This window comes from Micromonospora sp. NPDC005172, assembly GCF_040608555.1.
Lineage (GTDB): Bacteria > Actinomycetota > Actinomycetes > Mycobacteriales > Micromonosporaceae > Micromonospora.
Map to the genome: position 1 here is coordinate 125,659 of NZ_JBEXIL010000014.1, position 21,983 is coordinate 147,641.

At 71.7% G+C, this 21,983-nt stretch carries 17 protein-coding genes; 8 read left to right on the forward strand and 9 right to left on the reverse strand.

Annotation, left to right across the window (positions count from 1 at the left end; translation table 11 throughout):
• Positions 1-304: 304 nt before the first annotated feature.
• The 3 genes from ABZV06_RS12775 (at position 305) to ABZV06_RS12785 (ending at position 4,040) form a co-directional block, all read left to right on the forward strand.
• Positions 305-1,591, forward strand: coding sequence for a cellulose-binding domain-containing protein (locus ABZV06_RS12775; RefSeq protein WP_355621033.1), 1,287 nt, complete (start codon positions 305-307; stop codon positions 1,589-1,591).
• Positions 1,592-1,713: 122 nt separating this feature from the next.
• Positions 1,714-2,325 (forward strand): YdeI/OmpD-associated family protein, encoded by a 612-nt coding sequence (locus ABZV06_RS12780; protein WP_355243886.1) that lies wholly within the window; start codon positions 1,714-1,716, stop codon positions 2,323-2,325.
• A gap of 119 nt (positions 2,326-2,444) precedes the next feature.
• Positions 2,445-4,040 (forward strand): Na+/H+ antiporter, encoded by a 1,596-nt coding sequence (locus ABZV06_RS12785; protein WP_355621036.1) that lies wholly within the window; start codon positions 2,445-2,447, stop codon positions 4,038-4,040.
• 25 nt (positions 4,041-4,065) lie between these two features.
• Here ABZV06_RS12785 and ABZV06_RS12790 read toward each other — a convergent pair whose 3' ends face one another.
• The 4 genes from ABZV06_RS12790 to ABZV06_RS12805 form a co-directional block, all read right to left on the reverse strand.
• Positions 4,066-4,407 (reverse strand): transcriptional regulator, encoded by a 342-nt coding sequence (locus tag ABZV06_RS12790; RefSeq protein WP_355621039.1) that lies wholly within the window; start codon positions 4,405-4,407, stop codon positions 4,066-4,068.
• Positions 4,374-4,829, reverse strand: a complete 456-nt coding sequence (locus tag ABZV06_RS12795) for a hypothetical protein (protein ID WP_355621042.1) — start codon at positions 4,827-4,829, stop codon at positions 4,374-4,376. The genes ABZV06_RS12790 and ABZV06_RS12795 overlap by 34 nt, the downstream gene beginning before the upstream one ends.
• A gap of 150 nt (positions 4,830-4,979) precedes the next feature.
• Positions 4,980-5,732: a GNAT family N-acetyltransferase gene (locus ABZV06_RS12800; RefSeq protein WP_355243874.1), complete on the reverse strand. Its 753-nt coding sequence runs from the start codon at positions 5,730-5,732 to the stop codon at positions 4,980-4,982.
• Between the two features lie 4 nt (positions 5,733-5,736).
• Positions 5,737-6,741, reverse strand: coding sequence for an RNA polymerase sigma factor (locus tag ABZV06_RS12805; protein WP_355243871.1), 1,005 nt, complete (start codon positions 6,739-6,741; stop codon positions 5,737-5,739).
• 257 nt (positions 6,742-6,998) lie between these two features.
• Between ABZV06_RS12805 and ABZV06_RS12810 the strand changes: the two genes are divergently transcribed.
• The 3 genes from ABZV06_RS12810 to ABZV06_RS12820 all read left to right on the forward strand — a co-directional run bounded on the left by ABZV06_RS12810 (position 6,999) and on the right by ABZV06_RS12820 (position 12,263).
• Positions 6,999-9,899 (forward strand): BTAD domain-containing putative transcriptional regulator, encoded by a 2,901-nt coding sequence (locus ABZV06_RS12810; RefSeq protein ID WP_355243869.1) that lies wholly within the window; start codon positions 6,999-7,001, stop codon positions 9,897-9,899.
• A 113-nt stretch (positions 9,900-10,012) separates the two neighbouring features.
• Complete coding sequence (locus tag ABZV06_RS12815; protein WP_355243866.1) at positions 10,013-11,221, forward strand: zinc-dependent alcohol dehydrogenase; 1,209 nt, start codon at positions 10,013-10,015, stop codon at positions 11,219-11,221.
• 118 nt (positions 11,222-11,339) lie between these two features.
• The gene (locus ABZV06_RS12820; protein WP_355621053.1) at positions 11,340-12,263 is read left to right on the forward strand and encodes a hypothetical protein; all 924 of its coding nucleotides are present in this window, start codon (positions 11,340-11,342) and stop codon (positions 12,261-12,263) included.
• A 139-nt stretch (positions 12,264-12,402) separates the two neighbouring features.
• Here ABZV06_RS12820 and ABZV06_RS12825 read toward each other — a convergent pair whose 3' ends face one another.
• The 4 genes from ABZV06_RS12825 to ABZV06_RS12840 form a co-directional block, all read right to left on the reverse strand.
• Positions 12,403-13,119 (reverse strand): zf-HC2 domain-containing protein, encoded by a 717-nt coding sequence (locus tag ABZV06_RS12825; RefSeq protein WP_355243861.1) that lies wholly within the window; start codon positions 13,117-13,119, stop codon positions 12,403-12,405.
• Positions 13,116-13,664 carry a sigma-70 family RNA polymerase sigma factor gene (locus ABZV06_RS12830; RefSeq protein WP_355243858.1) on the reverse strand — a complete coding sequence of 183 codons (549 nt, stop codon included), beginning with the start codon at positions 13,662-13,664 and terminating at the stop codon, positions 13,116-13,118. The genes ABZV06_RS12825 and ABZV06_RS12830 overlap by 4 nt, the downstream gene beginning before the upstream one ends.
• 223 nt (positions 13,665-13,887) lie before the next feature.
• The gene (locus ABZV06_RS12835) at positions 13,888-14,451 is read right to left on the reverse strand and encodes a type VII secretion system-associated protein (protein WP_355243855.1); all 564 of its coding nucleotides are present in this window, start codon (positions 14,449-14,451) and stop codon (positions 13,888-13,890) included.
• Positions 14,451-16,289 carry a putative T7SS-secreted protein gene (locus ABZV06_RS12840; protein ID WP_355243852.1) on the reverse strand — a complete coding sequence of 613 codons (1,839 nt, stop codon included), beginning with the start codon at positions 16,287-16,289 and terminating at the stop codon, positions 14,451-14,453. Before ABZV06_RS12840 ends, ABZV06_RS12835 begins: the two co-directional genes overlap by 1 nt.
• 199 nt (positions 16,290-16,488) lie before the next feature.
• Between ABZV06_RS12840 and ABZV06_RS12845 the strand changes: the two genes are divergently transcribed.
• Complete coding sequence (locus ABZV06_RS12845; protein ID WP_355243849.1) at positions 16,489-16,794, forward strand: hypothetical protein; 306 nt, start codon at positions 16,489-16,491, stop codon at positions 16,792-16,794.
• On the forward strand, positions 16,791-17,465 hold the full coding sequence (locus tag ABZV06_RS12850) for a hypothetical protein (RefSeq protein ID WP_355621059.1): 675 nt from the start codon (positions 16,791-16,793) through the stop codon (positions 17,463-17,465). Before ABZV06_RS12845 ends, ABZV06_RS12850 begins: the two co-directional genes overlap by 4 nt.
• 64 nt (positions 17,466-17,529) lie before the next feature.
• On the opposite strand, the gene ABZV06_RS12855 is transcribed toward ABZV06_RS12850, so the two are convergent.
• A complete protein-coding gene (locus ABZV06_RS12855; RefSeq protein ID WP_355621062.1) occupies positions 17,530-21,918 on the reverse strand; it encodes an FtsK/SpoIIIE domain-containing protein in 4,389 nt (1,462 codons plus the stop codon).
• Positions 21,919-21,983: the final 65 nt, after the last annotated feature.

Sequence of the window (21,983 nt, forward strand, 5' to 3'; positions counted from 1 at the left end):
CGTGGGAACCCGGTCCTCCTCCGGTCAGGCTGGCACGGTCGGGGACGTCGGGCCACCGATTAACGCGCATGCTTGATTAGATAGTGATCAGTCAATAGATTGAGGGCGGGCGTCACCGGGGGCCGGGCAACAACCGGACCGGTGACTGACAGCTCCACCTCGAGCCGGGCACGTCGGTCGTACGCACCGACCAGTCGCTGTGGCGCATCGCCGCGCCGCACCCGGCGTGTCGGCGCACCGCGTCCGCCCCGGACGCGCGCTGCCGCGCCGGTTCCTCCCGCTCGATGGCAGAAGGACACTTTCCATGACGATTTTCCGCGCCCGCCCCGCCCCGACCCTCGCGGTCGTCGCCGCGCTGGCCGCTGCCGTGACCGCGACCGGCACGGCCCTGCTCGTCGTACCGGCTGCGGCCGCCCAGGGCTGCCGGGTCGACTACACGCCCAACCAGTGGCCTGGCGGCTTCACCGCCAGTGTCAAGGTCAGCCCGGGCGACACCGCCGTCTCCAGTTGGACCGTGACCTGGACCTACGGCGGGAACGAGCGTGTCACGAACGGCTGGAACGCCACGGTCAGCCAGTCCGGATCGACGGTGACCGCCCGCAACATGTCGTACAACGGCGGCATCCCGGCCGGCGGCGCCACCGAGTTCGGCGTCCAGGGCACGTACGGCACCAGCGGAGGCGCGCCGACCGGGTTCACCCTGAACGGCGTGCCGTGCAACGGCGTCGCGCCGACCACGCCTCCGCCGACGACGCCGCCCCCGACGACGCCTCCGCCAACGACGCCTCCGCCGACGACGCCGCCCCCGACGACGCCGCCCCCGACCACGCCTCCGCCGACGACGCCGCCCCCCACCACGCCTCCGCCGACGACGCCGCCCCCCACCACGCCTCCGCCGCCGGTCGGTTGTGCCGGGGCGGTGCTCTGCGACGGCTTCGAGAACCAGACCGGCTCGACGCCGTCCGGCGACTGGGCCGTCGTGAACCCGGACTGTTCCGGGGCTGGGACCGCCACCATCGACACGGCCACCACGCACAGCGGCAGCCGGTCCGTCCGGATCAACGGCGCGGCCGGGTACTGCAACCACGTCTTCATCAGGTCCACGAAGAACCTCGGCAGCCTGGGCAGTGTCCGGTACGGGCGGATCTGGGTCCGGCACACCACCGCCCAGCCCACCGACCACACCACGATGATGGCGATGACCGACGCCGCCGACGGCAACCGGGACCTGCGGATGGGTGGCCAGAACGGCGCCCTGCAGTGGAACCGCGCCTCCGACGACGCGACCCTGCCCGAGCAGAGCCCGGCCGGGGTGGCGCAGAGCGTGCCGCTGCCCACGAACCGGTGGACCTGCCTGGAGTTCATGGTCGACGGCTCCTCCGGTCAGCTCCGAACCTGGCTGGACGGCACCGCCATCGCGGGACTGACCGCCGACGGCGTACCGACGCACGACATCGACGGACAGTGGTACAACCGCACCTGGCGACCGCAGCTCACCGACCTGAAGCTGGGCTGGGAGAGCTACGGCAACGGCGCTGACACCCTCTGGTACGACGACGTCGCGGTCGGGGCCAGCCGGATCGGCTGCTGACCGCTGGACGAGGTCGGGGGTGTGCGCGGCTGTCGCGGCGCACCCCCGACCCTCCCCGCGCCGGTGCCGGAACGGTCCACCTGGTGGAGGCTGACGGCACGACGCGGCGCTAGCCTGCTGGCATGGCGAGCGCCGAACTTGAAGAGTTGATCGTCGCGGATGCCGACGCGCTGCGCGCGTGGTTGTCCGCCAACCACGCCGCGTCGCCGGGCGTCTGGCTCGCCCTGACCAGGAAGGGCGGCACGGTCACGACGCTGACCTGGCAGCACGCGGTCGACGAGGCCCTCTGTTTCGGCTGGATCGACGGGCAGGCCCGCAAAGGGGACGAGCATTCCTCCTGGATCCGGTTCACCCCCCGCCGCCCCCGCAGCGCCTGGTCACAACGCAACGTCGCCCACGTGGCCCGGCTGGAGGAGCAGGGGCGGATGACGCCCGCGGGCCGAGCCGCGGTGGAGGCCGCGAAGGCCGACGGGCGCTGGGCGGCCGCGTACGCCCCGCCGTCGGAAGCCGAGGTGCCGGCCGACCTGCTCGCCGCGATCGCGGCCGACCCCGACGCCCAGGCCATGTTCGACGTGCTCACCAAGACCAACCGGTTCGCTCTCATCTACCGCGTCAACGCCGTCAAGCGGGCGGAGACCCGCGAGCGCAAGATCGGCGAGTTCGTCGCCATGCTGGCCCGGCACGAGACCGTGTACCCGCAGAAGGCCAGGCCGTCGAGCACCCCGTCCTCGTGATCATCGGTGCGGAGGCGCCGCTGGTCGTCCTGCACGGCACAGGAAGCGTCAAGTAGCTGTCCACTGGGTCCGGCCATCCTTGTCCGACCCACCACCGGAACGAAGGACAGAGGAACCTGGTGTCCAGCCTCGCACTGGTCGTAGCGGTTGGCGTCGCGATCCTGGTCGGTACGGGCGCGGCCCGACGGCTCCGGATCGCCCCACCCGTACTGCTCCTGATCGCCGGTGTCCTCCTCGGGTTCGGGCCCGCGCTGCGTGGGGTGCACCTACCGCCCGAGGCCGTTCTCCTGGTGTTCCTTCCGGTGTTGCTCTACTGGGAGGCGTTCTCCTCGTCGTTGCGCGAGATCCGCCGGAACCTGCGGGTCATCGTGCTGCTGAGCACCCTCCTCGTGGTGGCGACGGCGGCCGGTGTGGCGGCCGCCGCGCACGCGCTCGGCCTCGGCTGGGGAGCGGCGTGGGTGCTCGGCGCCGCCGTCGCTCCGACCGACGCGACGGCGGTCGGCGTCCTGGGCCGGATGCTGCCGCGTCGCATCGCGACCACGCTGCGCGCGGAGAGCCTGGTCAACGACGGTACGGCGCTGGTGATCTACACGCTCGCAATCGGCATCACCCTGGGCGAGGAGCACCTGAGCGTCGGTCGGGTCGCCGGCCTGTTCGCCTTCTCGTACCTCGGCGGTATCGCGTCCGGCGCGATCGTGACGTTCCTCGTCCTACAGGTCCGTCGCCGGTTGACCGACCCGTTCCAGCACAATCTGCTCGCGCTGTTGACGCCCCTGACCGCCTACCTGATCGCCGAGGCGGCCGAGGTGTCCGGTGTGCTCGCGGCAGTGGTCAGCGGACTGTGGGTGGGCCGCGTCTCGCCACGGCTGTTCCCTGGTAGAGCCCGCAGGCAGGTCCACACCGTCATGGAGTTCGTGACCATGTTGGCGAACGCGGCGTTGTTCGTCCTGGTGGGGTTGGAGGCGCAGTCGGCGGTACGCGGGCTGGACAGCACCGGTCTGGCACACGGCATGCTGGTCGCGGTCGTGGTGTGCGCGGTCATCGTCGCGGTGCGGTTCGGCTGGCTCTTCACCAGCCCGTACGTGATCCGGGCGATCGACCGCCGACCGCAACAGCGCGAACGACGGCTCAGCGGGCGGCCACGGGCGCTCATGTCGGCCGCCGGGTTCCGCGGCGCGGTGTCGATGGCGGCGGCGCTGGCCGTACCGCACACCCTTCCGTCCGGGGCCGGGTTCCCGGACCGGGACCTCATCGTCTTCGTCACGGCCGTGGTGATCGCCGTGACCCTGCTGCTCCAGGCGCCGCTGATGCCCCGGGTGACGCGGTGGGCCGGGCTGGGCGCCGACGGGGAGGCCGAGCGGGAACGCCGGCATGCCGAGATCACATCCATGGACCGGGCGCTGGAGTCCCTGCCCACGATGGCGGCCGAGTTGGGTACGAGCGACGACGTGCACGAGCAGTTGCGCACGGAGTACGACCGTCGTCTGCGTGTGCTGCGCGACGGCGACGCCACCTCCGGCCCGGACGAGGCCGCGGCCGACTACGAGAAGCAGTATGCCGACCTGCACCTCGCGGTCATCGACCACCGCCACGGCACGGTGGTGCGCATGCGCGATTCGGGCGAGATCGACGACGAGGTGCTCCGCCGGGTCCAGGACGGCCTCGACCTCGAACAGGTCCACATGGCCCAGCGGCGGGACAACGACACGCGTTGAGCGTCCCGCCGCCGGTGGTGGTGGCTCAGTCGACGCCGTCCACGCGGGCGGCGATGTCCCGCAGGGCGGCGATGTGGGCGCTCAGGGCCGTCCGACCGGTCGTGGAGAGGTTGATCCACGTCCGGGGCCGCTTGCCCACGTAGCCCTTGCGCACCTCGACGTACCCGCTGTCGCTCAAGGTCGAGATCCGCTTGGACAGGGCCGAGTCGCTGAGTTCCATGGCGTCACGGACGAACGCGAACTCGGCCCACTCGGTCCCCGCCAGCAGCGCCAGGATGGCCAGCCGGGTGGGATCGAGCAGGGCCGGGTCCAGCTTCGGGGCGGCCGCCACGGTCAGGCCGAGCGGGTGAGGACGCGGCGCTGCCACCACGGCCCCGCGGCGGCCATCAGCACACCGACGATCAGACCGCTCCACACCCAGACGTGCGGGACGTCCAGGGCGCTGGCGAGCGTCGTGCCACCGATCAGCAGGGCCACCACCAGGACCGACCACAGCAGGGCCGACGTGTCGGCGGTGGCGCGGGGACGCACCGGCCGCTTCAGCAGGGTCGCTCCCCACCTCGTGTTGGGGAGCATCGCGACGACCAGCAGCAGGATGACGATGGTGGTGCCGTAGGTGCGCACGAAATCCGGATACTGGTCGGCGGCGAACCCGCAGGCCACGACGGCGACACCGCTGGCGAGCCAGGCCCACCACGGCCAGCCCGCGGCTGCCGCCGTCTGGTCCCGGCGCCGGTCGACGTCCTGGAGAGCTCGTCGGGCCTCTTCTGGGGTGGGGGTGGTGCTCATCGCGCAACTCCTTGAGCTAGGGAAAGTACTTGCTCGGATGGAAAGTTAACACTCACTTTCCGTACGAGCAAGTACTTTCCCCGCCGGTGGCGCGCGTCACGGCGCTGCCGCCAGGACGGGGTGTCAGCCCGGCGGCAGCGCCGTGCGGGTTCACTCCGGGAGCTGGTAGAGGCGGTAGCGGGTGACGGTGTCGAACCCGATCTGCCGGTATACCGGCTCGCCCTCACTGCTCGACTGCAGGGTGACGATCTGCCGTCCGGCCCCGCGGGCGACGCGCAGCGCCTCCAGGGTGAGGGCGGTCGCGATGCCCCGCCGGCGGTGGTCGGGGTGGGTGGCGATGCAGTAGAGAGCGCCGACGTCGGTGCCGAGCGACAGGGTGCACGTGCCGACGGTGCGGCCGTCCACGATGCCGGCCAGGCGGACCACCTCCGGATAGGCGAAGGCGAGTTCCCGGTCGGCGACGAGCCCGAGGTCGCCCGAGATGCCGAGCGGGCCGGCGTACGCCTCGACGTACTCCCGCACCTCGGCCGGCGTCGCGGCGACCTGGATCCGCAGGTCGGCGGGAGCCTCGCTCTCGGCCACGCCGGTCACGTCCATCGCCATGACGGGCATGTCGGAGATCTGCGTCGCGCCGCGCGCGAGCAGGCCCTCGGCGGTGCCCTCGTCGCTGTCCGCGCCCACCCACCAGCCCCAGGTGGAGCCGGTCAGGTGCTTCCTCGCCTCCGTGATCGCCTCGTCGAGCTCCCGCCCGCGCACGCGCAGGACCCCGTTGAGCAGCGGGTGGGGGATGTCCGTGCGGTAGGTCGGCAGATCGGTGTCGGGCTGGGCCCCGGCCCAACCGCACCAGTACCGGCGGTTAGCGGCGAGCTGCGGTTCCAGATCATGGATGGAGTACGTGGTCATACCCTCAGGACGCCGCTCGGCCGGCGGAAGTTCGATTCCGCGGGGGAGTTGTCTCCGGTCGGGCCGGCCGTGGGGTGTGCAGAAGGCGCACCTCGCGCACCAGGCCCTCTTGCTCCCTGAGCAGCCAGGTTGCCCCCGGCGGGCAGTGGTACGGGTCCTCCAGCGGGTTGATGAAGGCGTTCTCCCAGATCGTGATGCCGGAGCCCGCGACCACGCCGGTGATTTCGTGGCGGACGCCCGAGTCGTAGTCCTGTCGGATGACCGCGAAGACCGGTTCCCGACCGATCGTCCGGGTGCCGTTGGGCCACCAGAAGCTCATGTCCTCGGCCCAGCGGGCCGCCACCTCGTTCAGCGGCGCGCCGCCCGGCACCGCCGCCAGGATGGTCGTCGCCTCCTCCTGTCGTTCGGTGCGGAGCGCCACGGTCTCGCCGTGCCGCTCGTCGTGCACGCGAGGCAGGACCTCGGCCAACTGCCGGCGCGCCTCGCTCAGGCGACTACGGACGGTGCCGACCGGGGTTCCGCAGAGGGCCGCGATCTGCTCGTACGAGTTGTTCTCGGTGAAGTACCGCAGCAGCGCCACGGTCTGCGCGGCCGGCGACAACTGCCGTAGTCCGTGCCAGACCCAGTCCCGCATGGCGCTGCGCTCGATGCGGGCTACCGGGTCGTCCAGCTCAGAGGCCAGCAGGTTCTCACCGGCAACCCCGACCGGTACGGGGAGACGGTCGCGGAGCATCGTCCGGCAGTTGTTCCGCACGATGGTGTGCAGCCAGGGCCGCGCCGCGCTGGGGTCGCGCAACTCCCCGATCCGGCTGAACGCCGTGATAGCCGCGTCCTGGCACGCGTCCTCGGCGTCGGGGCCGCCACCCAACAGGCGGCGAGCCACGGCGAGCATGCCGGCGTAGTGACGGTCGAAGAGCAGCGCGAAGCTGGCCGTATCGCCCTGCTGGGCGCTCCGCACCAGCTGAGCCGTGTCGCCGGCCGGCACGAGCGCCGAGGTCGGAAGAAGCATCCGGGAACGCTAGCGCGCCGGCGGGAAAAACCCGTCCAGGGGATCGAACTTTCCTCTCGTCAGCGACGTCTGCTGAGCATGGGTTACAAGACAGGGCCGCACCATGGCGTCGCCGACCGGTTCGATGCGTGCCGTCTTCGACCCGGAAGTCGGTTTCGCCGGGCCCGGGATTGTCGGATCGTCCGTCGCGCGCCCGGAAATGTCCAATCCAGTCATCGTCAAGTCAGCCTCCACCAGGTGGACGCAGCGTGATCAAGGTGAGGGAAGACGTCGGCTCCGGTCGGACAGAGGAATCGGCGTTGCAGGAGGGACCACGCCTACAGATCATGGGTCCGCTGCGGGTGTGGCGCGGCGCGACCGAGCTCGACGCGGGCCCGCGTCAGCAACGCCGTCTCCTGGCGGTCCTGCTGGCCCGCCAGGGGCGCCCCACCACCACCAGCGATCTGTTGGATCTCGTCTGGGGCCCTGATTCGCCGGCCAGCGCCGTGAACGTGATCCACAAGTACGTCGCGGCGCTGCGCCGCCTGCTCGAACCCGACCTGCCCCCGCGGGCCGTCGGCTCGTACCTGTTGCGGCACGGCAACGGGTACCTCTTCGTGGCCGGGCCGGAGGCGCTCGACCTCGTCGCGTTCCGCAGCGACGTCTCGGCCGCGAAGTCCAGCCTGGCGCAGGACCGTCCGGACGACGCGTTGGAGCACTACCTCGACGCGCTGCGGCGTTGCCACGGCTCGTCCGGTGACGGCCTGGTCGACAGCGCCGCCGCCGCGGCAGTCCTCGCGGGCATCGACGGCGAGTTCTTCGACGCCGCCATCGCCGCCGCCGCGGTGGCCGTGCGACTGCGGCAGCCCGCCCGGGTGCTGGCGCCGCTGCGGCTCGCGGCCGCGATGGGTCAGCTCAACGAGCCGGTCCACGCGAGCCTCGTGACGACCCTCGCCGCGGCGGGCCAGCAGGCCGAGGCGTTGGCGGTGTACGGCGCGATCCGGACGCGCCTCGACGAGGACTTGGGTATCGACCCCGGCTACCACCTTCAGGACGCCCACCGACGGGCCCTCACCCAGACGGCGCTGGCACCCGTCGAGGACGCCGACCCCGTGGTGGCCCGACGGACGACGCTGATCCGCCCGGCGCAGCTCCCGCCGGACCCACCTCTCTTCGTGGGCCGCGAATCCGAACTGCTGATCCTGCGCGATCTGAACACGGGAACGCGGACCGCCGAACGGACCAGCCCCCTGGTGATCGCGATGGACGGCATGGGCGGGGTGGGCACCTCGACGCTCGCCGCGCACTTCGCGCACCGGGTGGCCGACGAGTACGCCGACGGGCAGCTCTACCTCGATCTGCGCGGCCACCTCTGCGCGGGCGGGCGCCTGTCGGCCGACGACGCCGTGCGTTCACTGCTGCACCTGGTGGGCGTGCCCGCCTCCGACGTACCCGACACGTTCGACGCGCGCATCGGGATGTACCGCAGCATGACAGCCGGCAGGCAGATGCTCTTCCTGCTGGACAATGCTCACGACGCCGCCCAGGTACGCCCGCTACTGCCGAACTCGGCACGAAGTCTCGTGATCGTGACCAGCCGGCGGGCCCTCGTCGGCCTCGCGGCGTTCGACGGTGCGCACCTGCTCCGGGTCGACCCGCCCGATCTGCCGACGGCCCGTCGACTTCTCGAACGTCGGCTCGCCGGCCTGCCGAGCCGGTCGACCGACGACGGAGGCTGTGCCAGCACCGCCGACGAGATCATCGAGCTGTGCGGCCGGCTTCCACTGGCGCTGGCCATCCTGGCGGCCCGGATCGCCGCTCGTCCGGGGCTGTCGCTCGCGACCATCGCCGCGGAGCTGCGCGACAGCGCCCGCCGACTGGAAGCGTTCGCGGGTGGGCCTGGGCTGAACGACCCGCGTACCGCCTTCTCGTGGTCCTACCGGCAGCTCAGTCCGGACGCCGCCCGGCTGTTCCGGCTCCTGTCGGTAGCCCCGCTGCCCGGTGTCACGGCCGAGGCGTGCGTGAGTCTCGCCGACCGCGACCCGGACAGCACGCGCGCCCACCTCGCCGAGCTGATCGACGCGGCGCTGGTGACCGAGCACGAGGACGGCCGCCTCACCTCCCACGTCCTGGTGAAGGCGTACGCCGAGGAGCTGCTGGAGGCCGAGGAGTCGACGGCGGAGCGCGAGGCGGCGCTCTCCCGCCTGTTGCAGCACTACCTGCACACCAGTTACCAGGCACAGCTGGTCCTGGACCCGAACCGGCCACCGATCGAGCCGCCACCGCCGCTGCCCGGTGTCGTCCCTCAGCGGCCGGGCACGTACGACGAGGCCATCGACTGGTTCGACCGCCAGCGGGAGATGCTCACGGAGGCCGTACGCCTGGCCGCCGACGTCGGGTACGGCATCGTGCCGTGGCAGCTCGCCCTCGCCATGCAGCAGTATCTGCAGTGGGCCGGACGCTTCCAGGACTGGGAGGACGTCATGCGGATCGCGCTGCGGGACGCGCGGGAGCGCGGCGATGTCGTCGGGGAGGCGCACGTCCTGCGCAGCCTGGCCGGCGCACGGTACCTGCTCGGCGCCCACGAGGAGGCGCTGCGCCTGCTCGGTGAGGCCGCACGGACCTACCGGGACCGGGACATGCGTCTGGAACAGGCGCTGGTGCACAACAACTTCCACGAGGTGTTCAGCGCGCTGGGCCGGCACGACCGCGCCCTCGAGCACAGCGCGAAGGCGCTGTCGCTGTTCCGCCTGCTCCACAATCGTCGGGGCCAACTCGGCAGCCTTCTGGGCACGGGACGGTCGTTGACCGCCCAGGGCAAGGTCACGGAGTCGATCGGGGTGCTCCGGGAGGCGCTTGACCTCAGCCAGCGGGTGGGGCGGGGGCACGAGGAGAGCGAGATCCGGGCCGCCGTCGCGGACAATCTGGCCGAGACCGGACGCGTCGCCGAGGCGGTCACCGAGCTGGAGATCGCGGCGAGCGCGGCGCGGCGCGTGGGGGACCGGCCGTCGCAGTTCGATGCGCTGCGACAGATGGTCGACGTTCTCATCGCCGCTGGTGACGTCGCCGCGTCGCGTCGGGCTCTCGAACAGGCTCGCACGCTTCTGCACGAGTTTCCCGACGGTGGCACCGACAGCATGCGTGCCTCCGTCACCCGTCTCGCCGAGAGACTGAGCTGAGGGCGCGGTTTGGACACCTCGTGCCCGGGGAAGCCGGCATTCGTCCCGGGCACGAGGTGTCCCGTTGTCGAGTGCTGGCGCGACGAGGTCGGCCAGCGCGGATGGGAGTACGCGTGAAGGCAGTCGTTTGGCATGGCATCGGTGACATCCGGGTTGACGATGTGCCCGAACCCCGCATCGAACAACCCACGGACGCGATCGTCCGGGTGACCACCGCGGCGATCTGCGGTACCGACCTGCACTTCGTGCGCGGCACGATGCCGGGGATGAAGCAGGGCAAGGTCCTCGGTCACGAGGGCATCGGGGTGGTCGAGGAGGTGGGCTCGCAGATCCACAACTTCCGGCCGGGTGACCGGGTGGTGATCTCCGCGGTGTGGGGCTGTGGGTCCTGCTGGTACTGCCGCCGGGGCCTCTTCGCGCAGTGCGACAACGCCAACCCGCTCGGGCCGCGGATCGGCACCGCCTCGCCCGGCTCACCCGAGATGCAGGGTCCGTTCAACGGGTTGCAGGCCGAGTACGCCCGTGTGCCCTTCGCGCACACCAACCTGATCTCGTTGGGCGAGAACGTCACCGAGTCGCAGGCCATCACGCTCTCCGACATCTACCCGACCGGCTACTTCGGCGCGGTTCTGGCCGACGTCAGCGACGGCAAGGTCGCCACCGTCTGGGGCTGCGGTCCGGTGGGCCAGTTCGCCATCCTCTCGGCGTACCAGCGCGGCGCGTCCCGGGTGATCGCTGTCGACGGGCACGCCGACCGGCTGGAGCACGCCCGCAGCCGTGGCGCCGAGGTGATCAACTTCAACGAGGTCGACCCGGTCGAGGCCATCATGGAGTTGACGAACGGCATCGGGGCCGACTGCGCCATCGACGCCGTCGGAGTGGACAGCGAGAGCGCCAAGTCGGGGCCCGCAGCGGGTAAGGACGACGCGCGCAACGCCGAGGAGCAGCGCAAGATCTCCCCGGACCTCGACAGCGCGGGCCAGGACGGGCACTTCAAGCCGGGTGACGCGCCGAGTCAGGCGCAGACCTGGGCGGTGGACAGCCTCGCCAAGGTCGGCACGCTGGGCATCGTGGGCGTCTATCCGCCTGGCGACCGGTACTTCCCGATCGGGATGGCCATGGGGCGCAACCTGACCATCCGCGCCGGCAACGGCAACCACCCCCGGTACATCCCCAAGCTGGCGGCCATGGTGGCGTCCGGTCAGGTCCGTCCGGAGGACGTCGTGACCGAGCACGAACCGCTCACCGACGCGGTCGCCGCGTACCGGGAGTTCGACATGCGCAACCCGGGTTGGCTGAAGGTCGCCCTGCAAACCACCTGAGGTCGCCCACGTGATGACGGCGGCGGCACCGGCCCTGAACCGATCCCGGACCTGTTCCGTGTGAGGGGCGAACGGTTTCCGGACCTCCTGGAAGCCGGGTGACCGCTGGAGATTCCCGATGATGCGCAACCACGTGACACCCTTCATCGCCGCGCTGGCCGTCGGCGCGGTGACGCTCACGGCGTGCGGCCCGAGCCAGGTGCCACCCGGCCCGGCGCGGGCCGCCGACCTGAGCGGCAGCCCGGCGGCGTCGCCGCAGGGCGGGGCCGGTGTCGCCGACCTCGCTCTGACGTCCGGCACCGCCAAGTCCAACAACGCGGCTCCGGGGACCGGTGACTGGGCGGTACCCGACGGCGGGGTGGCGACCGGGGCCGCCCGCGAATCGGCTCAGCGCTGGGTCCAGATGACCGTGGGCAGGGCGGGCAAGCTCGACCCGGTCGTCGTCAACGGTGCGGGGCTGACCCTCTACCGATTCGACAAGGACAGCAACAACCCGCCGACGTCGACCTGCGACGGTGACTGCGCCGCGACCTGGCCGCCGGTCACGGTGATGCCGGGCGGCAAGATCTTCGTCGCGGGGGTCAAGGCGGAGGCCGTCGGCACCGTCCGGCGCTCGGACGGCAGCCGGCAGGTCACCATCGGGGGCTGGCCGGTCTACCGCTTCGCCAAGGACACCAAGGCAGGCGACACCAAGGGCCAGGGTGTCGGAGGCACCTGGTTCGGCGTGACCCCGACCGGCGGCAAGGCCGGCGTGTCCGGTGACGAGCAGCCCGCCGCGGAGTCGCCGGCCGCACCGGCCACCAGCGCGGTCCTCTTCGACGACCCGAACTTCGGCGACGGCGCCGGTTCGCAGGGCGTCGCGGGAACCGGCTGCCGCAACCTGAGCCGCCCGGGGGTCTCCTCCTCGGTGGCGGCGCCTGGCTCGCTCAAGCTCTGGGCCGGCCCGGACTGCACCGGCCGGTCGAAGGTGATCAACGGGGACGTCGCGGATCTGGCGACTGTCGACTTCGACAACGCGGTCGTCTCGGTGCGCCTGGGCTGACCTTGCGCCACGGCTCGCGCCGGCCCGGCCACTGGCCCGGGCCGGCGCTGCTGTCTGTCGCCCGGCCGGTCGAACACAACCATCGGCCACTGACGATGGCCGGTGGCCGGCTCAGCCACCGGCCACCGACGAGGGCTGGCTACAGCTTCGCGCTGACGTACGCCATGCCGTCGGTCGTCTCCACCCGGACACTGTCGATCTGGGCCTCGTCGATCAGGGCGCTGCCGTCCAGGGTCACACCCTCGGCGGCCCCGCGCTCCGACACCAACCAGCTGCCCGCCAGCACCGTGCTGCCGTCCCTGCCCACGACCAGGAGGCGGCAGCGTTGGCCCTGCGGGATGCCGGAGACCGTGGCGTTGACACGTACCCAGCCGGGGGCCGGTGTGACGGCCACGGCGAGACGAGCCCCCGTGCGTGGGTCGGAGGCGCTGGTTGAGCGGACGGTCGGGTCGGCCGCGACGGTCGGGGTCGGCGGCGGCGCTGTCGCGTCCGTCGTCCCGTCTCCCCGGGGAAGGAAGAGGGCGCCACCGAGGACCGCGGAGGCGACAACGGCCGCCGCGACTCCGGTGACGGTGTGATGGCGACGGCGCTGGTCGGCGGCCTCCCCGCGGATCTGGCGCAGAGTGCGCTGCAACAGCAGGTCGCCGTCCTCCGGCGGGCCGTCCAGCAGCATCACGTCGGGTACGTTCTCGAGCGCGCCCGCCCACGTCCGCAGCGACTCGACCTCGGCTCGACACTGCGCGCAACCCGCCAGGTGCTCCTCGGCTCGGTGGGTCGCCTCCTCATCGAGTGCCCCCAGCAGATAGCCGCCGATGTCGAAGTGGTCGGCGCGGGGCGATGAGCTGTCGGAATTCATGAGGCAGGCCGTTCCACCCCGGCGCGACGCTCGGCGAGATCGCGGAGTGCTCGGAGTGCGTAGTAGGAGCGAGACTTCACGGTGCCCGGTGGGATACCGAGGACCTGTGCGGCTTCCGCGACTGTACTCCCGCGCAGGTAGACCTGCTCGAGCACCTGTCGGTGCTCCGTGGAGAGGCGGTTGAGCGCGTCGGTCACGACAATCGAGTTCACCACCTGGTCGGCGTGGTCACGCTCGACCGCTGATTCGGTCGGGCCCTCCGGCACCTCGGGTGGGCGCGCGTTCCGGGCGCGGATGGTGTCGGTCACGATGTTGCGGACGACAGTCAACAGCCAACCCCGTACCGAGCCCTTGCCGTTGACCAGCGCGTCGGGGTGCCGCCACGCGCGTACCAGCGCTTCCTGGACGACGTCCTCCGCGGCCGCGCGGTCGCGGGTCAATTGTGTCGCATAAGCGAGCATCGCGCGTCCGTGCTCCTCGAATATGGACCGGACCAGTGCTTCGCCTGCCACTTCGCGCCGACGAACAGGTCCCGATCCCGCCATTGCTACCACCCTTTTGCTGACCCTCACGTCGTCGGCGTTCCCGCCGGATGCCTACGGGTCCTCAGGATGCACGTCCTGTTCGTACCGTTAGTTGATCACTAGAAGATCTGTCTACTGACCCACGTCGAGGCCGAATCGAGATGTCAACCGTCGCCGATGCGGGTCCGGCCACCCGGTCCGCGCTGGGCTCGGACGACACGTCCGAGCCCAGCGCGGTGGTACGTCACGGACCTGTCGGTGCTGGCTCGCCCTGGACGGCGATGTCCCGCAACGCGTCGGCGAACAGGCGCATGGAACGCGGCCCGCCCGGATTGAGCAGCACGTCGACGCCGTCCGGGAGCAGCGTCAGCAGCTCGCGCAGGTCGACCTGCCGCCAGTCGACGGCGTCGACCCGGGCCTGGTCGACGGCACCGGTCGCGACGAGCACACAGGGGACGTCATCCGGCGCCGGTGCCACGATCACGCCACCCTCGGCGTCCAGCGCGACGTCCACGAGGCTGTCCCGCAGCGCCAGGAGCACCACGTCGACGCCGGCCCGACCGGAGGCGACAAGGGACGCGGAGGCGTCCACCGGGCTGGTAGGCAACGCCGGGTCCTCCGGCCGGTACAGCGGATTGGCGGTGAAACGGCCGACGGTGCCGTCGGGCTCGACCAGCCAGCCACCGACGATGGCCTCCACCGGTGGCACGTCTGTCGCATCCGCCGCACCTTCGTCGGGCGCGCTCCACCGCGCGTCCGTCAGCAGCATCCAACTCCGCTGCCGATCACCGTTGTCGTGCTCGCTCATCAACTCGCCCCCTCGACGCTCGGGTGGATCTGCTTGAACTTGCCGCCGTTCTGCACTGCCAACGTCGCGATGTCCCGGCCCGCGTCGGTCAGCAGGCCGCCCTCGTCCACACCCTGAGTGGTGACGACCGTCTCGTTCGCCGCGAAGATCCGCCGCTGACTGCCGAGATCCCGCATGGCGTTGGCGAAGTCCTGCCCCGCCGTGCCGGAGGTGTTGCCGAAGTTGCAGGAGATCATCGCGATGGACCGCTTCGGGTCCGTGGCGGTGTTGCTGGCCCGGAAGATGTCGTTGTGGTGCAGGACCTTCGCGAACTGCCCACCCGGGACCTGGAGCACGGTTCCGTTCTTCAGGCGCACGGCGGCGCCGTCCGGGCTGCCGTGCGCGATGACCAGGGTGGGGTCGGTCTTGAGCCGGGCCCACGGCGCGACCTGGAACTGGTTGTCCGCGAAGCCGGTTTCGGTACCGGGCAGCCTGCGGATCGCCTTCGTTCCCGGTTCGGCGATCTCCCCGCCGATGTTCCGGCCGAAGGCGAGGTTGGCGTCGGTCCGGGCCCAGCTCGTGAAGCTCTCGTTGTCGGTGGCCCTACTCGGGAAGAGCACGCCGATCTGTTTGCCGTTGTTGTCCACCAACGGTGTCGACTCGACGTCCGAGGCGTGGAACGTCTTGAGGTGACCCTTGCTGTTCTGGCCGAGGATCAGCGTCGGGTCGTTGGCCTGCTTCTTCCTGGCGGCCTTGAGGTCCCGGTCGAACCGTATGTCGAACAACTTCTGGTCGATCCGGTTGAACACACCCTTGACGGTCTTGCCGATGCCGACCTCGGTGACCGTGGCGTCGATCCCGCGTCCCGGAGCCGCACCGGTACCCGGCACGCCACGGCTGCCGCCGGTGACCTCCCTGGTGTTGTTCCTGATGCCGTCCGCGACGCTGCCGGGGCGGATCTTGCCGGCGAACTTGTTGGCGAATTTGAGGACCCGGCTGACGATTCGTCCACCGGGCACGAGGCCGAGGGCGAGTCCGCCGGCGGCGAGGGCGATCTCGGCGGGGTCGCCGCCGACGGCCGCCGCGGCGAGATCGATGGCGCCGGAGAGGAAGCCGATGGCCGAGCCCAGGGGCGGGAAGATGAACGAGGCGACGACGGAGAGCACGTCGAGGATGGTGGTGATCCACTCGATGACGGTGCTCTGGAGGAAGTCGACGAACGCCTCGAACGCCTCGACGATCTTGTCCCAGAGTGACCGTTGCGGCGCGTCCTTCGCCAGCTGGTGCAGGGTGTCGGCGGCGGTACGGGCGGCCTGGTCGCGCAGGGCTGTCGCCTGACCGAGCAACGACTTCGCCCCGTCCAGCGCCTGCTGGGCGTCGGCCTGCCGGTTCTTGGCGGCGGCGGCGTCGTCGGTGGCCTGCTCCTTGCCGTCCGGACTGGTCGCGGTCTCGGCGTTCAGCACGAGCAGCGTCGCCGCCGCGGTGACGGCTGCGGCCTGGGCGGCGCTCTGGTCTCCGGCCGCCTGTCGGGCCTGGTCGAGGGCGCGCAGTGACATCGTCTGCGCCTCCTCCAGCGAGGGCAGGTACCGCAGGTACGCGTCGGCGGCGCTGGCGTAGGAGTTCGCCATCTGGTCCAGTCGCCCCGGCAGCTTGCCGATCAGGTCGCGGAAGGCGTCCATTGCCTTGCCCTGGCCGACGTCGATCTGACTGCCCGAGGCGAGCAGGTCGTGCGCCTCCTGGGTGGTTCTGGCCAACTCCTGGTATGCCCGGGTGATCTCCTCGAAGGACTCGGGATCACCCGGCACCGGATCCGAGTCGAGCTGCAACACGGACCACTCGGCGTCGCCCGGACGCGTCATGACAAGTCCTCCCACCGCATCGTCACACCGACGCCCGGACCGTCCGCCGGGAGCCGGATCGCACACGTAGCCGGCGGGAGATCGGTTCAGCAGGTGAACCAGGCTGGCCGCCGATCCGTGTACGGCGCAGTTGCCGTGACGGTCTGGAGGGTGCGGAGATGAGCGATGCGATGGGCAGGCCGGCGGGGGAGCGCGCGGGATGAGCGAGATCCTCGTCCCGGGCGCAGAGCTGGAACGCGTACACGAGCTGCTGCGGCGTACCAAGGAGTTGATGGACGGCGCGTCGGTCCGGTCGATGGGCGCGGTGGTCGACACCCTCGGGCAGCGCGGCCTGGAGGACGCCGCCCGGCACTTCGAGAAGCGGTGGGGCGACGGCCGGCACGTCGTGGGCAAGGACCTCGGTGGCGTACGCGACGCCGCGAAGGCCGTCGCCGACGCGTTCCGGGAGACCGACACCCAGACGGTCAACGCGTTGACCGCGCCGGACCAGCAGGCCGCACAGTGAGCGCCCCGACCCAGGCCCATGCCGCGACGCCCACCCCGACCGGCTTCGAGCTGCGCACTCCGCAGGCGTGGGTCGACTTCCCGGTGGCCGACGAGGCGAGTGAGAACCGGATGGGCGAGGAGGCACGGGGACACGCCCTGACCGGCGGCTTCACCGCGGACCAGGCGGGCCGCTTCGCCGAGCAGGTACGCCGGTCGGTACGCCAGGCCCGGCGCAGCGGCGCGGTGCACGCCGCGGGCGTCTTCGAGATGTACGAGGACGGCCCGCTCACCGCCACCGTGGTGGTCGCGGTGGTCACGCCACCGGCCAACGGTGACATCCTCGGCGCGCTGACCGCCGTGGGGCAACCGACCCGGGTCGACGGGACGTGGCGGCGGGTGACGACCGCGGTGATCCCCGGGATCGGCACCGTGGGCCGTGTGTACGGCATTCAGAACGTCGTCCAGGACGGCGCGACGATGCGGTGCGCGGTGATGCACACCGTCGTGCCGATGCCGGGGTCGGCGGACGTCGTGGTGGTGACCGGATCGAGCCCGAACCTCGCGGAGGCGGAGGAGATCTTCGGACTCTTCGGCGCGATCACCGAGACGCTGGCGTTCACCTGGGACGACGAGCAGCCGGCGTTGACCGCGCGTCCGGAGTCGAGGGATGCGACCGCGACCGACGCCTGAGTGCGGTACGCGACGAGGGGGGACACCGCGCAGCGGTGTCCCCCCTGTCGTATCCGGCTCTACCTCACTCCTGCACCGGGGCGGCCTCCGCTGGCGTCACCAGCGTCCGTAGCGCCGCCGGGTCGGTCCGGGGCACCTGCACGAGGCGGACGGTACCGTCGCCCAGGTGCAGCAGCGCCCGGCCCAGGCGTCCCCCGCCGAGCTGTCCCCGGCTCAGCTTGGCGCCGATCAGCTCGCCGTCGCCGAGGCCCTGCGGGCTGAGGAGCGCGCCCTGTCGGTTGCGCCGGGCGTCGACGTGCCAGCCGCCGAAGCCGCCGGACAGGCCGTCGATGGTGCCGGCCATGATCAGTCCGAGCTCTCGTTCCGTGCCGGACCGCGCGATCTCCCCGAGTTCGCTTCCCGCGTCGCACTTGAGCAGCAACTCGGCGTCGTCCAGTACGACCACCGCCGGCCCGCTCCGTTGCTCCAGCGCGGCCGTCAGAGCGGCGGAGGTGAGGTTCTCGCCCGGAACGAGGTCGAGCACGCCCGGCAGGCCGGCCAGCTCGCGCAGCGGCGATCTGCGGGGCGCCGCCACGACCACCTGCGTGCCCTTGCGCAGCAGCCCGGCCACCATCGTCAGCAACGCGGTGCTCCGGCCCGAGCGCGGCGGACCCGCCAGGACCAGGGTCGGGACGATCGTCAGATCCGGTCCGATCGCGGTGAGTTCGTCGCCACCGACGCCCAGCATGGTCCACAGCGGTCCGTCGGGTCGGCTGAGCGCCTCCGTGTCCGCGAGAGTCAACTCGTCGGGCAGCACGTCGATCCGGAACGGGCGGTCGACGGCCGCGACGTCCGCGTCCCGCTGCCGGGCCGTCTCGGCGATGTCGGCGAGTACGCGCGCCTGCCCCTGACCCGAGGTGTCCTCGCCGAGCACCGCGATCTGCGCCTCGGCGCCGTCGGCTGCCCGGATCGCGCGGCCCGCCTCGATCTCGTCCGGCAGTTGCCGGTGGTTGATGCCGACCATGCTGTAGTCACCGCGTTCGGTCAGGCGTAGCACCAGCTTGTCGTCGCTCGTGGACGAGATCCGGCTGGAGAACATCGCCCGGTCACCCGCCAGCACCACGTGGATGCCCACTCCGGCGCCCTCGCGGAGCAGCGTGAGCAGACCAGCCATGATCGTGCCGTTGTCGTAGTCGGCGAACGTCTTGTCGAAGACTTCGAACCGGTCCAGGAGCACCAGGATGTGCGGCGGTCGCTCACCGGCGGGCGTACCGGTGCGGTACTCGACCATGCTCGCCGAGCCCCGTCCGGCGAGCAGTTGCTGCCGCCGGCCCAGTTCCGCGACGAGGCGGGCGAACAGCCGGCCGAGCCGTTCCGCCTCGGTACGCTGCACCACCGCTCCGCAGTGTGGCAGGCCGTTGAGGGCGAGCAACGCCCCGTTGCCGCAGTCGACGCCGTAGAGGTGGACGTCGGCCGCGGAGTGGACGCGGGCGAGAGCGCCGGCGATCGTCCGGAGCGTCTGCGATCGGCCGCTGCGCGAGGAGCCGATGACGTGCAGGTGGCCGAGCGTGGAGAGGTCCAGCGCCAACGGCACCTGGTCCTGCTGGGCGGGAAGGTCGACCAGCCCGTAGGCGACCGCCGGGAGGTGGTAGTCGCTGGCGCGGGCCGGGGGCAGCGCGTCCACGGTCAGCGACGTCGGCAGCGCGGGTAGCCAGGGGCTGTGCTGGGCCGGGATGCCGAGCCGTTCGCTGGCATCCCGGATCGCCGTCACGAGCACCGCCAGGTCGGTCAGCTCGGCCGATGGCGCCGCTTCGCCGGAACGGCGACGAGGCGCGGGCCGGCCGAGGTCGGGAAAGGACAGTGGCGCCAGCCAGGGGGCCGGTCGCTCGGTGCTGCGCGCCCCGGGGCGGAATCCGCCGACCCGGCCGGCCTGGAACGGCACCAGCGACGACTGGGCGAGACGGACGAAGGCGCGGCCCGGCGTCGACTTCGAGATGGTGGCCGCGTCCGGGGCGTTCAGCACGTCCTGGCTCTCGCTGCTGTCGGTGACCCGCAGGGCGATGCGCAGGTTGGTGTTGGCCCGGATCTCGGGGGAGACCACACCGCCCGGCCGCTGGGTCGCCAGCACCAGGTGGATGCCGAGCGACCGGCCTCGCTGGGCGATGTTGACCAGCCCGGTCACGAAGTCGGGCAGGTCACGGACCATCGACGCGAACTCGTCGATCACGATGAGCAGCCGGGGCATCGCGACGCGGGACGGCTCGCGGCGCAGCAGCTCCACGTAGTCGTCGATGTCCTTCGCTCCGGCCTCGGCCAGGATGTGTTCGCGTCGCCGCAGCTCCGCCGAGAGCGAGGTCAGCGCCCGGCCCACCAGGTGGGTGTCCAAATCGGTCACCATGCCGACGGTGTGCGGCAGGAGGACGCAGTCCTTGAACGCGCTGCCGCCCTTGTAGTCGACAAGCACGAACGTCATCGCGTCCGGCCGGTTGGCCACGGCGAGGGACGCGACGAGGGTCTGCAGCAGCTCCGACTTGCCGGAGCCGGTGGTGCCGGCGACGAGCCCGTGCGGTCCGTCCCGCTTCAGGTCGAGCGCGAACGGCCCGTCGAGCGACACACCGAGCACCGCCTCGGTGGTCCGACCACCCGAGGTCCACCGGGCCGTCACGGCTTCCGGCTCCGGCGGCTCCATCCCGAGTACGTCGAGCAGCCGACTCGCGCCGGGCAGGGCGCTCTCCTCGTCGGCGCCACCGATGTCCCGCAGCGGCGCCAGCGCCCGCGCCACCCGATACAGCCACTCGGGCGGGACGACGTCCGGGTGGACGTCGGCGATCGGGGCGGCGAGGGTCTGGGTCACCAGCAGCGATCCGTCCTCCTGCTGGGCGATGACCGCCTGGCACTCCTCGGGCAGCAGCCTCTCCTCGGCGTCCAGGCAGATGGCGTACACCCCGACCGCTGGTCCTTCGCGCAGGATCTGGGTGACGCCGGGCAGGGACCGCAGCTTGCGGGCCCCGTCGAGCACCACGAGGACGTCCCGGAACGCGCCGTTGGCCCGCTCACCGGAGCGGGACGAGATGATCGTCACCAGTTCACCGACCCGGCGGGCCAGGGTCTGGGTGTCGGTGCCGACCGTGGCGAGGGTGTCCTGACCGTCGCGGGGCCGCAGGTGTGGCAGCCATCCGGCCCAGGCCCACCCGGCCTCGTCGGCGGTCCCGCAGAGCAGGTAGATCTGCAGGTCCTCCGGACTGTGCAGGGCACTGGCCTGGGCCATCATCCAACGAACCGTCGTACGTGCGACGGCGTCGCCGGCCACCCCCACGACTCCGTGCTTACGCACCGGCACGGTCGCGGGCACGTCGAGGGCGCTCCACCGGACCTCGCGCCGGTTCTCGTCCTGGCTCAGGTCCCGCAGCACCACCTCGGAGGGCAGGTCCGCGCTGCCGACCCGCAGCTCCAGAAAGTCGGGGTCGGTACGCCGTCGCTCCCAGAGGCGACGCTGCGGCCCGACGGCGATCAGCCCCATCGCGGCGGGGTCGGGGCAGTTGTCCCGGCGGACCAGCCGTTCGGTGGCCAGCGCCTCCTCGGCCTCGGCGCTGATGCGTGCCCTCTTCTTGTCGTACTCGGCGAGCCGGGAGCGGTACGTGGCCCGGCCCTGACGCCGCGCGCCGATCTGACCGGCGATGAGCACCAGGGGCGACAGGATGGCGAAGAGCAACGTGAGCGGGTTGCGGGTGATGACGAACGCGGCGCCGGAGAGCACGACCGGCGCCAACACGGTGATCAGCGTGAGTGGCCGCCGCTCCGGCGGCGCCGGCGGCCCGGGGAGCGTGAACTGGGTGGTCCGCGCCGCGGGCAGCAGGCGGGGCGGACGGTTGTAGTCGAGGCCCGTACGGTCCTCCGAGATCTGGAGTGCCGCCTCGTCCGCAAGGGGGCGGCGAAGCTCCAGCAGGGACGAACCCGCGGCGAGTTGCGCCCCGGTCGCCCAGATCCGCTCCTGCTCGTCGATCTCCACCCGGTCGAGCAGCAGCCCGGGTCCGGTCGGGTGGAGCCAGCACTCCCCGTCCTCGGTCACGCGCAGCCGCGCGAGCGCGGGCGCGAGCGGGTCGTCGTGCACGAGCACGTGGTCGTCGTCGGAGGGGCCGATGGCGTGCTCGCCGATGTCGAGCGGGTAGAGGTTGCCGGCGCCCAGACCGCTGACCACCCGGATCTCCAGCGGACCCGGCGTCCGTGCGGGCGACACGGGTGCCGGGCGGTCCAGTTCGAGAACGCTGCCCTGCCAGAGCGGCGCGTCGGCGAGTGTGAGCCCGGGGTCCAGCGGCGCGCCGGCGACGAAGATCGTCGGCGGGCGGGTGCCGGGTTCCGGACGACGCCCCGCCAGCACCTCGGCGAGCTCCGCGACGGTGGAGTCGAGGGCGGCCTCGACCTGGTAGTCGGTCGCGGGGGTGGACTGGTCCGTCACGGTGAGCAACAGGCGCACGGGTATCTCCTGGTCGGATGATCCGTCGGGAACACGGTCGGGGCCGCGCGGTGAATGCTCACCAC

Bases quoted from the DNA above. Each gene is read 5' to 3' on its own strand.
- ABZV06_RS12775 (WP_355621033.1), top strand. From the start codon at position 305: ATGACGATTTTCCGCGCCCGCCCCGCCCCGACCCTCGCGGTCGTCGCC.
- ABZV06_RS12840 (WP_355243852.1), bottom strand. From the start codon at position 16,289: ATGACGCGTCCGGGCGACGCCGAGTGGTCCGTGTTGCAGCTCGACTCG.
- ABZV06_RS12825 (WP_355243861.1), bottom strand. From the start codon at position 13,119: ATGAATTCCGACAGCTCATCGCCCCGCGCCGACCACTTCGACATCGGC.
- ABZV06_RS12845 (WP_355243849.1), top strand. From the start codon at position 16,489: ATGAGCGAGATCCTCGTCCCGGGCGCAGAGCTGGAACGCGTACACGAG.
- ABZV06_RS12795 (WP_355621042.1), bottom strand. From the start codon at position 4,829: ATGAGCACCACCCCCACCCCAGAAGAGGCCCGACGAGCTCTCCAGGAC.
- ABZV06_RS12805 (WP_355243871.1), bottom strand. From the start codon at position 6,741: ATGCTTCTTCCGACCTCGGCGCTCGTGCCGGCCGGCGACACGGCTCAG.
- ABZV06_RS12780 (WP_355243886.1), top strand. From the start codon at position 1,714: ATGGCGAGCGCCGAACTTGAAGAGTTGATCGTCGCGGATGCCGACGCG.
- ABZV06_RS12800 (WP_355243874.1), bottom strand. From the start codon at position 5,732: ATGACCACGTACTCCATCCATGATCTGGAACCGCAGCTCGCCGCTAAC.
- ABZV06_RS12820 (WP_355621053.1), top strand. From the start codon at position 11,340: ATGATGCGCAACCACGTGACACCCTTCATCGCCGCGCTGGCCGTCGGC.
- ABZV06_RS12830 (WP_355243858.1), bottom strand. From the start codon at position 13,664: ATGGCGGGATCGGGACCTGTTCGTCGGCGCGAAGTGGCAGGCGAAGCA.
- ABZV06_RS12835 (WP_355243855.1), bottom strand. From the start codon at position 14,451: ATGAGCGAGCACGACAACGGTGATCGGCAGCGGAGTTGGATGCTGCTG.